Source organism: Psychrobacter sp. M17(2026), assembly GCF_055699815.1.
Genome location: NZ_CM146741.1, coordinates 1,910,957 through 1,924,684, shown reverse-complemented (window position 1 = coordinate 1,924,684; position 13,728 = coordinate 1,910,957). Strand labels below are relative to the sequence as shown.

Sequence of the window (13,728 nt, the reverse complement as noted above, 5' to 3'; positions counted from 1 at the left end):
TGCCAATTATTATTGCAAATGCCACGACTAACAAAAAAAATACTATTATAATCGACACCTATCAAATCTCTAAGAGTACAAGATGTTAAAGAAAATTGAGTTATCACTGGAGAAAACGATTTTTAATAGTCGTTGGATACTAGCTCCTTTTTATCTAGGTTTGGTATTAGGCATCATTTTACTATTCATCAAATTTATCCAAAAATTATGGTATATGATCGCCGATATCTTTGTTTCGACCGAAGCTGACGTTATTGTTGGTATTCTAATATTAGTCGATATTGCTTTAGTTGCCAGTTTACTGCTCATTATTATCTTTAGTGGCTATGAGATTTTTGTCTCAAAAATTGATACGGGCGAGCATGATGATCGACCTGCTTGGATGGGTAAGATAGATTTTTCTGGTCTAAAGTTAAAAGTAATTGGCGCTATTGTCGCTATCTCGGCAATCGATCTCTTAAAATCATTTATGAATATATCCAATGAGATAAGCGAAGGTGAAGCTGATAAGTTAATGTGGAAAGTCATTATTCATATGACCTTTGTGTTGTCTGGATTGTTATTTGCCTTTATGGACAAAGTAGTTGGTGATACCAAAAAGCACTAACAGATATTTCACACTAACTCGCCATAACTATTTAACGGCCTCCTCACGTTTGAGACCGATAGTTCGCAGACCGCCTTTGTCATCCAGCTCCTTGATAACTAGTGACCATTCGTCATTAATAGCGACGGTGTCACCTGAGACGGGCTTAACGTCTAAACTTGCGGTCACATATTCAGCTACGGTTTGCTGCCACATAATAGTCGCGTCATCATCAGTCTTAGACCTAAGCCGAGTGACCAGCGACTCTGATTGCATAACCCCAGTAAAAAACGGTAAGTCGCCAAGCTTGACACTCGGAGATAATAACCAGTCGCCATAAAAGTCATCGATAGCGCGGCGATCAAGCTTAGTATCATTGAATATTTGTGCGATTGGACGAGCATGATTACTTTGCATGGCATACCAGACATGGTCGCCAAACTTTAGCTGGGTATCCTCTGTAACGGTTACTAATTTTTGCTGGCGCACCAAAGCGAACACACTGATCTCATCAGGACTGACTCGATTGGATATGACTTTGGGATGGCGACCAATAGCAAACGCGCCCGATTGCACCTCAAACTCGTAAAGCGTGATGCTGGCCTTGTCCGACACCCAAACTTCGTGCTCTTCTTTGGGTTCGTTATTGGCAGGAATACGCACTTTAAATAGGGTTGCCATGAGGGGAATGGTGGTACCTTGTAATATTAGAGACAACACCACAACGCCAAAGGCAATATCAAAGAGCATAAAGGCATCATCAACCCCTGCCATCACAGGCAAAATAGCAAGGGTAATCGGTACAGCGCCACGCAAGCCTACCCAAGAGATAAAGCCTATTTCGCGGTCTTTGAATTTAAAAGGTTTGACGCTGGTATAAACCGCGATAGGGCGGGCGACCAAAATCATAAAGGCCACAATCGCAACAGAGTAATACCAGACATCTAACACATTAAAAGGGGTGACCAGCAAGCCAAGCACTACGAACAATACGGCCTGTGATAACCATGCAAAGCTATCCATCACTCGCAAAACATGCTCAGTCGAGTGTGCTTTGTGATTGCCAATGATAACCCCAGCTAAATATATCGCCAAAAAGCCACTACCGCCAATCAGATTAGTCGCGGCAAACACTGACAAGCCTGCTGACAATATAAGGATGGCATACATGCCCTCTGGCAGATGCAGCTTAGGTAATAATTTGGACAGCAAAAACCCAGCCAGCAAGCCGACTATTAGTCCAAAGCCCAACTGCTGTAATAGCAATAATAAAAATCCCACGACTGTCTGACCAGCAGGATCAACGTTCAATGCAATCAGGCCAGTCACTAATAATATGGCAAAGGGGTCGTTTGCGCCTGACTCTAATTCAAGCGTTGCCTGTACCCGATCATTGAGCTTGACACCGCCATTACGTAATAGCGAAAAGACCGCTGCGGCATCGGTTGAGCCGACGATAGCCGCCATAAGGACGCCTATTCGCCAATCCACATCCAATAACCAAGTGACGAATACCCCTAGCACCACGACCGTGATGAGTACGCCCCAAGTCGCTAGCACCACCGCAGGCCTCAGGCCAACTCGAAACGACTGAAACGAGGTGCGCAGTCCGCCGTCAAGCAAAATACAAGCTAGTGCCGCCTGTCCAACAAAGTTTGCGAGACCATACTCTGCAAACTGAATCCCTAAGATACCGTCTTCACCTGCCAGCATGCCGACTATCAAAAATAGTAGCAATAACGGCACACCCAAACGCGCTGATAAAGTGCTGGCCATGATACTGGCAAATATGAGCAATGCACCGACTAAGTACAGGATATTTAAGGTATCCATGTTTTTTTAAACCCTGTTGTTAGATGATAATGGTATTGATAAAAGACTTATAAAGTAAGACGACTTAGCTAGTATTAGGTCGGTTCATTCTATGTGGTTTTGTTTACTTAGACCATAATGCAAAAAGGTATGATCTGCAAGGTCTGTCAAATTTGTAAGCGTACCCATTTTGCTCAAACATTCTGGACTTGCACAAATCACAGTGCGGATGGTGGCTAAAGGTCTTGCTTGATAACTAGAGTCCTGCAACTCAGCAATACGAATGGCTAGCTCATCGACAATACGTACAAATATTAGCATATCTCCAAGCTGCACCACAATTGTTCTCCAGATTAGAACTTACATTTGTCATTGCCACTGTTTATCCAAGCTCCGTCAACAGTTAGAATGCTATTATTACTCAGCAGCAAGTTAATGAATAAAGGAAGGTAATCTAAGTTAACTTTAAAGCATTAACGCGATATTATAATTAATAGCTATTAATTAAAGCACACCTTAATATCTAAGATTAAGTATGAAGAATAACTAACAGCTAAAAACTAACTAAGAATATTGGAGAGTATCATGGGCTTATTAGTCGACGGCCAATGGCAAGATAAATGGTATGACACCGAATCCAATGGTGGTCGTTTTAAACGTCAAGATTCAAGCTTTCGCAATTGGGTAACCTCTGACGGTAGCGCCGGGCCTACAGGTGACAGCGGCTTTAAGGCTGAGGCTGATCGTTATCATCTGTATGTCTCGCTGGCGTGTCCTTGGGCGCATCGTACGATGATCTATCGCAAGCTAAAGGGCTTAGAGGATATGATCTCAATATCAGTGGTCAATGCCTTTATGGGAGGCGAGGGCTGGACGTTTAAGTCTGGTGAGGGGGTCATAGCTGATCCTATTTTTAATGCTACTCATTTATATGAGATTTATACCGCCGCGCAAGCCGATTATACCGGCCGAGTGACCGTACCTATTTTATGGGATAAAAAAACCAATACTATCGTGAATAACGAATCATCTGAGATTATTCGTATGTTCAATAATGCCTTTGATGAAATCGGTGCAACCGCAGGAGACTTCTCACCCGCAGAGCTGTTAACAGATATTGATGCATTAAATGACTTCATTTATCCAAACATCAATAATGGGGTCTACAAAGCAGGTTTTGCCACGACCCAAGACGCTTATGAGGAAGCGGTGACAGAATTGTTTGCAGCGCTAGATACAATAGAGGCGCGTTTGCAAAATAAGCGATATTTGCTAGGTGATACTATCACTGAGGCGGACTGGCGACTGTTTACCACTTTAGTACGCTTTGATGCTGCTTACGTCGGACATTTTAAATGTAATGTGCGCCGTATCGTTGACTATCCGAACCTTTGGGGTTATTTGCGTGACCTATATCAAGTACCAGGTATCGCCGACACTGTGGCGATTGATAATATCAAAGCGCATTATTATGGCAGCCACGAAACCATTAACCCAACCCGTATTATACCTGTCGGTCCTGATCTTGACTTTAATACTCCGCATGGGCGTGAGCAGTTATTGTCGATGAATATCTAGCAAATATCAGTTATCAAATGAGCAGTAACTAAGATATTAATCACTAGGGCGTGTTGAACATTCACAAGAAGGCACTGCTGATAGCTAAAATTGGTCTAGTCTAAGTAAAAATTGCAGGTAATGCTCATTGCATTGGTTAGATTTTTACAACGAATAGAACGATCTTAACATCAGCCCTGAGAACGGATCGAGCAAAGCACTGCTTTGCCCGTTCGCAAGACGAGAGCTGTGCTCGAGTGGGACAGGACTCTTTTTTGCCGCTTTATGGATAAAAATAGACGCTTAGAATGACTAAACTTACAATTTTTATCTGCAAATCGCCTAAAAAATAGTCTCTGTCAGTGCCACGGTCGAATGTTCAACACGCCCTAAACTAATAACCCTTAATTATTACAAAATAGGAAATAACTATGTCAGTGATTATTAAAAAACTTTAAGCCCATCAGTGAGCGTCTACAGGTGCTAGGGCAATAAAATCGCAAAAACCTTATAAAAGGCTACGCTGCCACTCTCGAAAAAGCTTGCTTTATATTCTCTAGGTCTAAAATTAACAACGATAATTAATAAAACCTACTGGTCTAAGCTGCTATTTATCGCTATCATTGTTAGGCTTATATTCGAGCTACTAATTAATTCACTAGGCAGCCAAAGTTTGCCTTTTCACCTTATGCTATACCGAGTCGTCTTATGGAACACTCAGCGCAGTCAGAAAGATTGCCGCATTTACATGAATCAGAGCTATTTCACGCTGTGAAAAACCCTGCCTTTCGTCGTATTGGGTTGATGGGGCGGGCAGGTAAGCGTAGCGTTACCCAGAGTCTGGCGCAAGTGGCGAATATCGTCAATGAGATGGGTCTGACCTTAATCATGGATGTGCAAACTGCTAATCTACCAACTTTAGATTTGACAGAGATCGAAAAAGTTAAGATCGTTAAGCGTAGCCTGATCGGTGAGATTTGTGACTTAGTTATCGTGGTCGGCGGTGATGGTTCAATACTGCATGCTGCAGAGGCGTTAGCACGCTACAGAGTTCCTGTGCTTGGCGTTAACCGTGGTCGGCTTGGCTTTTTGGCAGATGTGAAACCCAATGAAGTGGCACAAAAGCTGCGTCAAGTATTGATGGGAGACTATCAGCTGGATCATCGGTTCTTATTAACGATGGAGATACGTGAGGGTCAAAAAGTACTGCATGAAGATATGGCGCTTAATGACATCGTACTGCATGCTGGTAAGTCGGTACACATGATAGATTTTCAGATGAAAATTGATGGGCAAGATGTCTATCGTCAGCACAGTGATGGGCTTATAGTATCGACGCCTACGGGTTCAACGGCTTATGCTCTATCAGGTGGCGGGCCTATTATTCACCCAAGCATGGATGCTATCTGCTTAGTGCCTATGCATCCGCATACGCTATCGAGTCGGCCTATCGTAGTCAGTGGTAACAGTGAGATTTGCATTCGTATTCACGAGGATAATCGTACCCAGCCGATGGTAAGCGCAGATGGTAAGCCGAGCATATCGCTTGATCAGGAGCAGAGATTATATATTCGTAAGCATCCTGATAAGTTGACGCTGCTGCATCCACCAGGATTTGAGTTTTATGAGGCTTGTCGAACAAAACTACACTGGAACGTCCATGCTGAAGAGTTCGATCTTGATAGAGACGATGATACTATGGATGATCTGTAAGTAAAAAAAGTGTTGAAACGGCATAAGACTCGCCAATAAGTATATTAAAGATATAATTGGAGTAAGTAGCATGGATAAACAAACCGTATTAGCTAGCATAACCCCAGAAGTTGTCGATAAGTTTCGTATGGCTATTGAATTGGGCAAATGGCCTGATGGGCGTCAATTAACCTCTGATCAGCGCGAGACTTGTATGCAAGCAGTTATGATATGGGAGCATGAAAACCTACCGCCAGCTGAACGTACAGGTTTTTTGCATAAGCCAGTAAGAGACGACGGAACTGTCGTAGGTGCTGAATGCGATGTCGAGCATGAGCATCATTATCCTAATATGCCCAATCCCAAAGGGGCGATACAACCTGTGAAGTTTGTTGATAAGTAGCTAGTTTGAGCAAATCGTTTTTGAACAAAAGGGCCTCGCTATTATCATAAATAGCGAGGCCCTTTTATAACAAGTGCTTTAACAGTCGTTGACGAGCTGTTTTAGCTTTATAGCTCAGTTGTATCGACAGTTGGTCGAGCAGTCAGTGGGTTTTTTTGCATCAAAAACCCTTGCCAGCCCCAATGTAAAAAATTACGAATATTGGCATGATCGGTGCCATTAGGGGTCTCTTGGACCCGAGTATAATACTCACCAAATAATTTAAGAGTATCAAGTTGGCTTAGTCCGTGATGCTTGGCAAAGCCAAAGATCTTAGCACTACCTTCGTTTTCACCAGCGCCGTTATAGACCGTACCATTAGTAAAAGGTCTTGGCGTATAGCGATAAAAGTCATCGATAAAACTGATAACATCATTGAATCCGATAGATTTTTTATTTAGACCATTCAGTAGGGCGGATACATCTGCTTGGCGAATACTCATAAGTTATGACCTTAAAGCGAATTAAACCAATAAAATTTTAATAAATATTCAATATAAAAGCTAAAAACAAAGGTGTTTATAAAAAATATCAAGTCTTTAACGATTGAAATAATCTTCATCGTCAAATGATGGCGCAAAGCTGCCTGATTCTAAATGCTGCATCTGCGACTTTACCGAGCGCTCGTGCTGAATGCGCTGGTAAATCTCTTCACGATGCACTGCTATATCTTTGGGGGCATTAACCCCAATACGTACCTGATTGCCCTTAACGCCTAAAACCGTTACGCTAACTTCATCACCGATCATTAATGTCTCGCCCACACGGCGTGTCAAAATTAACATGCGTCATACTCCTTATGTCGCAATAAAATAGTATTGCTCATTGCTTTGCTTCTTAATTGCTGAATATCACTATAGCGCTAGTTGTCAAAATATAGATATTAAACTATACCTTGAAAATAACTACTTAAGTCTATTAATTTCTATTAAAATGTTAAATACAAGCATATATAACGATATGTGAATGTATTTTGCCCAAATAAGTCACCATTATAAGTGCCACGTTCAAGACTGTCACTGATTTTCACAAAACTGCTAGGTAGAGCTAAATATTAAAACACAAGGCTAGTGATAACTCTGCTGTACTAATAATTATTAGTCAAGATACCCGTCATTTGTAAAGCTATTGTCCAGCAACTTTACTATCACCATCTTCGCGATCAAGACCGAATGCGGTATGTAGCGACTTGACGGCCTTATCCAAATACTGCTCTTGAATAAGTACAGAGACTTTAATTTCACTAGTTGATATCATTTGAATATTGATGTTGTTTTCGGCAAGAGTCTGGAACATAAGGCTGGCAACACCAGCGTGAGAGCGCATACCAACGCCGACTAATGAGACTTTAACAACTTCATCATTGGCCAATATCTCTTTGGCACCGATCTCATTTTTGACTTCGTTTTCTAGTACTTTCATGGTTTTTTCCATGTCAGTACGGTTGACGGTAAAAGTAAAGTCGGTCGTACCGTTGGTAGATAGGTTTTGTACTATCATATCAATTTCTATATTGGCACGTCCAATAGGGCTAAGGATAGCAGAAGCAATACCAGGATGATCGGGAACACCGCGCACCACGATTTTTGCCTCATCACGGTTAAAAGCGATACCTGAGATAATTGCCTGTTCCATACTGTCTCCTTCGTCTATCGTAATTAAAGTGCCTACGTTGTTTTTAAAGTCATCATCAAAGCTGCCATCTGCATCGGTATCAAAGCTAGAGAGTACACGCAGCGGTACACCATATTTTCCAGCGAACTCTACTGAGCGAATCTGTAATATTTTTGAGCCAAGACTGGCCATCTCTAGCATTTCTTCAAAGGTAATTTTCTCAAGCTTTTTAGCTTTTGAAGTCACACGTGGGTCAGTAGTGTAAACCCCATCAACGTCAGTATAAATCTGGCACTCATCAGCGCCTAGAGCTGCAGCAATAGCGACCCCCGTGGTATCAGAACCGCCACGACCTAGCGTAGTGGCATTGCCATACTCATCAATGCCCTGAAATCCTGCAACGATGACCACATTACCCGCATCAAGCTGCTCGCGGATATTTTTATCATCAATTGACTCAATACGAGCCTTATTGTGCGCGGTATCGGTTTTTATTGCTACTTGACGACCCGTAAATGAGCGCGCGCCAACGCCGAGCTCTTTGATCGCCATAGCGAGTAGGGAGATTGATACTTGCTCGCCTGTTGAGACCATTTGATCATATTCACGCGGATCAGGTTGTGTGCTAATCTGACGGGCGAGATCGATAAGACGGTTGGTTTCACCGCTCATAGCCGATACCACTACCACCACTTGATGACCATGATCATGCCAGCGCTTGACTCGTTTGGCGACATTTTTGATGCGGTCAATACTGCCCATGGAAGTGCCGCCGTATTTCTGTACTATTAACGCCATAAAAATATTACCTATTATTTACAAGGGGCTGTATAGCTATTTATCATTTCAATTGGAATAAATACTATTCCTTGATAAAGATAACGCTCAATTATAAACATACCGTTTATGTTATATCATATTTACGTAAAAAAATTAACCCAGCTGTTCTGCAACCCAAGCGGGTAGCGCATTGATAACGGCTGCCGTATTTGCCGCTTTTGGCGCGCCGCCCTGAGCGTAATCAGGCTTACCGCCACCCTTACCGCCAAGCTCGCCTGCTAAATGACGGATAATATCGCCCGCTTTGATACGAGCAGTAAGCGATTTGGCTACACTAGCTGAGAGCGCTAGCTGACCGTCTTTATCACCGACTAATACAATTATACTATCAGGTAGCTTTGACTTGATATCATCCATCAGCGGACGGATGGATTTACCATCGACCCCAGCAAGGGTACTGATTAACACAGGGACACCTGCGATAGTTTGCACTTCACTGATCAAGTCAGCGGCTTGTAGGCTGGCAAGTTTCTGCTCTAGACGCTCTAACTGCTTTTCTAGCTCACGCTGCTTGTCCGCCATACTTTGGACGCGTGCGACTACCTCAGGGCGTTTGGCTTTGAGCTGGCTTGCAAGCTGACCCAATTGTTGATCGTTTTGCTGGATGTATTTGATTGCACCCATACCAGTTACGGCTTCAATACGGCGAATACCCGCTGCAATGCCTGCTTCACTAGTGATTTTTAATAGGCCAATATCGCCTGTGCGCTGCACGTGTAGTCCACCGCATAGCTCAATAGAGAAGAGCTGAGACTTACCATCAATGATACTGTCCGTACCCATCGTTAAGACGCGCACATCACTACCGTATTTTTCACCGAATAGGGCGATTGCGCCTTTATCCATAGCCGCATCGATAGACATGGTTTCGATGCTAGCTGAGGTGTTGGCTTGAATTTGCTCGTTGACTAAGCGCTCAACGCGTGCAATCTGAGTGCTATTAATAGGTTTGTCGTAGGAGAAATCAAAACGCAGTACTTCGCTAGAGACTAGCGAGCCTTTTTGAGTGACCTCATCGCCTAATACTTCACGCAGGGCGGCATGCAATAGATGCGTTGCTGAGTGGTTTTTGGCACTAGCTGCACGAATACTGGATAGTACATGAGCCTCTGCGGTTTGGCTGGTATGAACAACGCCCATATTGACCACGCCATAATGGATAATGGCTTGTCCAGATTTTTTGGTATCTTGTACCTCAAACACGCCAGACTCCGTACGAATCTCGCCCAACTCACCGACTTGTCCACCGCCTTCGGCATAAAATGGGGTACGATTCAGGACGAGTACACCCTCATCTCCTTCCGTCAAGCTAGTCGTCGCATCGCCGTCTTGATACATCGCTATCACTTCGACCTCAAGATCGCTCAGCTGCTCATAGCCGATAAATACTGTCGGCTCATCGACCTGAATTACACTACTATAATCAACATCGAACTTACCTGCATCACGAGCACGTTCGCGCTGCGCTTGCATGTGTTCATCGAACTGGGCTTCATCGATACTGATACCGCGCTCACGGGTGATATCGGCAGTCAAATCAAGCGGAAAGCCATAAGTATCGTACAGCTTAAATGCAGCCTCGCCAGAGAGAATATCTCCCTCTTTTAAGTCATCTAGCTCACCAGCTAGCAGGCGGAGACCTTGTGCCAAGGTTTTAGCAAACTGGGCTTCTTCTTTTTCAATAGCGCTCTCAATGATGCTTTGGCGCTCTTTGAGCTCAGGATAAGCGTCGCCCATTTCCTCGACTAAAGGCGCAACCATCTTGTAGAAAAATTCACTCTGGGCACCGAGCTTATTGCCATGACGTACCGCACGGCGAATCACACGGCGCAATACATAGCCGCGACCTTCATTGCTTGGCATCACGCCGTCAGCGATCAAGAATGATACCGCGCGTATATGATCGGCAATCACCTTTAGAGAGGCCTGTTGCTCATTATCAATCTCTAAAATAGCGGCCGCAGCATCCATCAAATGGGTGAATAAATCAATTTGGTAGTTGCCATGCACGCCTTGCATGATAGCGCTGATCCGCTCAAGCCCCATACCGGTATCGACGCTTGGCGCAGGTAGTGGCAGCATGGTGCCGTCTTTTTGACGATTGAACTGCATAAAGACGCAATTCCAAATCTCAATATAGCGATCGCCATCTTCCTCAGGTGTACCTGGCAAGCCGCCTTCGATATCGCTGCCATGATCGTAAAACACTTCGGTACAAGGACCACAGGGACCTGTATCACCCATCGTCCAAAAGTTATCAGAGGCAAAGGGCGCGCCCTTATTATCACCAATACGGATAATACGCTCACTTGGTAAGCCAATATCATTATGCCAAATATCAAAAGCTTCGTCATCAGTCTCATAGATAGTGACATACAGACGATCTTTATCTATCGCCAGCCACTCAGTCGATGTCAAAAACTCCCAAATATAAGCAATACCCGCTGATTTGAAATAATCGCCAAAAGAGAAGTTGCCGAGCATCTCAAAAAAAGTATGATGACGCGCGGTATAGCCGACATTATCAAGATCGTTGTGTTTGCCACCAGCACGCACGCATTTTTGTGAAGTCACTGCGCGGGTATAATCGCGTGGCTCCAATCCCAAAAAGGTCTCTTTAAACTGATTCATACCGGCATTGGTAAACAGTAAAGTAGGGTCGTTATGCGGAATTAAGCTCGATGAAGATACAGGGGTATGCTGCTTACTTATAAAAAAATCGAAAAACGCCTTACGTATATCGGCTGTTTGATGTGGCTGGCTCACAGCGGCTCCTTACTGGCAAATAAATAAAATAATAAAAGGTAAGTTAAAAATCAACTTAAATAATTTTGCAAGCGATTTTAGCACAAATGCTCGTAGGGTGTTTGACCATTCACCCTTAGTCTTGCACAGTCAGCCATCGATACACAGTGATTGTATAATCTTTGGCGCTATGGTTGATTAATTAGTCAAGATAGCGGCATCGGTTTGATCAAGCTTATCTCTGATAACTGGGTTAGATTCAATAACTTGTACGGGTATATAGCGCAGTTGTAACTTGATAGGTAAGTAGTTTGGGTAATTTTCAACCATATCTTGGGTGACCACGGCCTCAATTTTATTGACATCGCTTGAGTTAGGGATCGTCTCACCGCGAACAACCGCACGAACAATTTGATTGCCATTGGCTTTGGTAAACTGAGTATTGGTCAACACATTACCTTGATCTATAAAGTGATCATTAATGGCTTGTTTGACACTGCTCTCAAACACTTGTTGCTTGGCATTGGTTTGTAGATTTATCGTTAAATAAGATCCCACGCCAGCTAATAGCAGTATGGTTATCGCGTTGCGGCGCAAAAAAGTCAAATAAGTTTTAGATTTATAATCATCATCTACCAAACGCCTAAAGCCTAATAGCCACAGTACCATAGCATTGGTAAACTGAATGGCAATAATATTAGTAAGCGCAAGCAGTGCCGCTCCAAATCCCATCGACAGCTCACCATGAGCGAACAAGATACCGCTGGCAGCTAAAGGTGGCACCAAAGCAGTCGCTACCGCTACACCTACGACAGCGACAGACAGATGCGGTGAGACCATAGCATAAGCACCCGCCGTACCACCCGCTAAGGCAATCATTAGATCCATAGATGTGGGCTGAGTACGCGATAATATCTCTGCGGTTAGCGGCTGTGCGCTATGTAATGTACCAATCAAAAACCCTACAAATATAACCAAAGAGACGCCAGCTAGCACCGTAAATAATGACTTACGTAATAGCGGCATACGATAATCAATGATGGCAAGTGCGACACCTGTGATAGGCCCTAGCATCATAGCAACTAACATAGCGCCAATAACGACAGCTGCTGAGTTGGTGACCAGTCCATAGCTTGCAATAATAGCGGAGAGAATATTCATCACAAAGTACATCTTGCTCGGCAAGGCATTTGCTTCGATCTTGACACGTATCTCTGGATAATCTATTTTTTGATTGCTAAATTGCTCAGCGATAAACTGCTTATAAGACTCAAGTTTGGCTTCTTTTTTTTCTTGAACCGCCTCTTCAGCTTTTTCGATATCTTCTAGATCCTGCAAGTCAGATTCAGTCTGATCATCTGTACTTGTAGTATCATTTGACTCATCCTCATCAGGCATAGGCGGCGCTTGCTCAAGCTCTATATCGATGACACCTTTTTCAACCAACCTATTAAGGTTGTTAAGATCATCACTATCCTCTGTATTCACAGAGAGTATATCTTCGTTTTTGATGTCTTTCGTTGCGGCTATATCGGGGGCGGTAGAGGTTTGCGCTTTATTTGAAGACACTATTTCAGTAGGAACTGAGATATCTGTAGAAGTTTCAACATCAACGCTCTCCACAGTAGCTATAGCGACATCAGGCTCAGGCGAATCAATAATTATCTTAGTTTCAGTCTCCTGCATGCTCGCATCTAGTGTTGTCTGCTTATGAGTAGCATCTGTACTATTACTAAGCTCTTCGCTATGATTTGCAGTCACTACATCATCGTTGCTAGCTAGTTCCTCAGAGATATAGTCTTCACTTGTCGTGGCGGATTGAGCATCATCTGGGTTCAGAGAGGTAGGGTTGCGCGTAGGTTGAGTATTAGCAGAGGGTGAGGTCATAGTAATAAGGCTTTATTAATAAAATAATAGAAAGCCACAATTATAATGATAAATATAAAAAGTTATATCGCCTTTTTGCTATCAGATACCTGTGTTGTTTTACGTTTTGTATATCTAAGAGATAAATAGAAGGGATTTGGTAGTTGAATAACTTGAAAAATAGAGGATTTCATAAGACCTCAACTAACTCCCTAATAATAACATGGTTTTACTGCGGAGTCACTGAAAATAAAAGGCTCTAGAGTCTATGTCAAATACTTACTATTTTTGTGGATATAGCGTATAAAGGTGGTATACAAGATAAACACACACCTAAAATAAGGATTTGATTATGAACTGGCCTCTATTTTCTGTTATCTACTCTATGGCTGCTACTGTAATCGTCGGAATATTTATGATTACCGCTTTGGTCACAGGCTTTAATGAGATCCCTCATATTCAAACTGCTGTAGTCGTAGGGCTTTTAGTCTCTATACCAGCAGGTATGTATTTTACCAAAAAAATAAATAGTATCACTGGTAATGAAGAAGGTTATAAAGATATTACTATTTAA

Annotated in this window: 11 protein-coding genes and 1 pseudogene; 5 read left to right on the top strand and 7 right to left on the bottom strand. The window is 43.0% G+C overall.

The features are described from left to right. Window positions 1-82: 82 nt before the first annotated feature. Window positions 83-607: a TIGR00645 family protein gene (locus tag ACR63T_RS08100; protein WP_472783646.1), complete on the top strand. Its 525-nt coding sequence runs from the start codon at window positions 83-85 to the stop codon at window positions 605-607. A gap of 27 nt (window positions 608-634) precedes the next feature. Here the strand turns inward: ACR63T_RS08100 and ACR63T_RS08095 are convergent, their stop codons facing one another. Next, window positions 635-2,419, bottom strand: coding sequence for a potassium/proton antiporter (locus ACR63T_RS08095; protein ID WP_305898374.1), 1,785 nt, complete (start codon window positions 2,417-2,419; stop codon window positions 635-637). Window positions 2,420-2,503: 84 nt separating this feature from the next. Further along, a complete protein-coding gene (locus ACR63T_RS08090) occupies window positions 2,504-2,737 on the bottom strand; it encodes a LysR substrate-binding domain-containing protein (protein ID WP_305898373.1) in 234 nt (77 codons plus the stop codon). 246 nt (window positions 2,738-2,983) lie between these two features. Between ACR63T_RS08090 and ACR63T_RS08085 the strand changes: the two genes are divergently transcribed. From ACR63T_RS08085 to ACR63T_RS08075, 3 genes are all read left to right on the top strand, one after another. Further along, window positions 2,984-3,976 (top strand): glutathione S-transferase family protein, encoded by a 993-nt coding sequence (locus ACR63T_RS08085; protein ID WP_472783645.1) that lies wholly within the window; start codon window positions 2,984-2,986, stop codon window positions 3,974-3,976. A gap of 783 nt (window positions 3,977-4,759) precedes the next feature. After that, window positions 4,760-5,668 carry an NAD(+) kinase gene (locus ACR63T_RS08080; protein ID WP_305900306.1) on the top strand — a complete coding sequence of 303 codons (909 nt, stop codon included), beginning with the start codon at window positions 4,760-4,762 and terminating at the stop codon, window positions 5,666-5,668. Between the two features lie 70 nt (window positions 5,669-5,738). Further along, complete coding sequence (locus tag ACR63T_RS08075; RefSeq protein WP_201569280.1) at window positions 5,739-6,050, top strand: YeaC family protein; 312 nt, start codon at window positions 5,739-5,741, stop codon at window positions 6,048-6,050. Window positions 6,051-6,157: 107 nt separating this feature from the next. Here the strand turns inward: ACR63T_RS08075 and ACR63T_RS08070 are convergent, their stop codons facing one another. The 5 genes and pseudogenes from ACR63T_RS08070 to ACR63T_RS08050 all read right to left on the bottom strand — a co-directional run bounded on the left by ACR63T_RS08070 (window position 6,158) and on the right by ACR63T_RS08050 (window position 13,175). Beyond that, a complete protein-coding gene (locus ACR63T_RS08070; protein WP_201569278.1) occupies window positions 6,158-6,532 on the bottom strand; it encodes a HopJ type III effector protein in 375 nt (124 codons plus the stop codon). Between the two features lie 174 nt (window positions 6,533-6,706). After that, window positions 6,707-6,874 (bottom strand): annotated as a pseudogene (csrA, locus tag ACR63T_RS08065) (carbon storage regulator CsrA); the annotation flags it as partial. 340 nt (window positions 6,875-7,214) lie between these two features. Next, complete coding sequence (locus tag ACR63T_RS08060) at window positions 7,215-8,501, bottom strand: aspartate kinase (protein WP_201569274.1); 1,287 nt, start codon at window positions 8,499-8,501, stop codon at window positions 7,215-7,217. 135 nt (window positions 8,502-8,636) lie between these two features. Beyond that, window positions 8,637-11,309: an alanine--tRNA ligase gene (alaS, locus tag ACR63T_RS08055; protein ID WP_472783644.1), complete on the bottom strand. Its 2,673-nt coding sequence runs from the start codon at window positions 11,307-11,309 to the stop codon at window positions 8,637-8,639. Between the two features lie 177 nt (window positions 11,310-11,486). Then, window positions 11,487-13,175 (bottom strand): DUF389 domain-containing protein, encoded by a 1,689-nt coding sequence (locus tag ACR63T_RS08050; protein WP_472783643.1) that lies wholly within the window; start codon window positions 13,173-13,175, stop codon window positions 11,487-11,489. A 331-nt stretch (window positions 13,176-13,506) separates the two neighbouring features. Between ACR63T_RS08050 and ACR63T_RS08045 the strand changes: the two genes are divergently transcribed. Beyond that, a complete protein-coding gene (locus ACR63T_RS08045; RefSeq protein ID WP_201569268.1) occupies window positions 13,507-13,728 on the top strand; it encodes a hypothetical protein in 222 nt (73 codons plus the stop codon).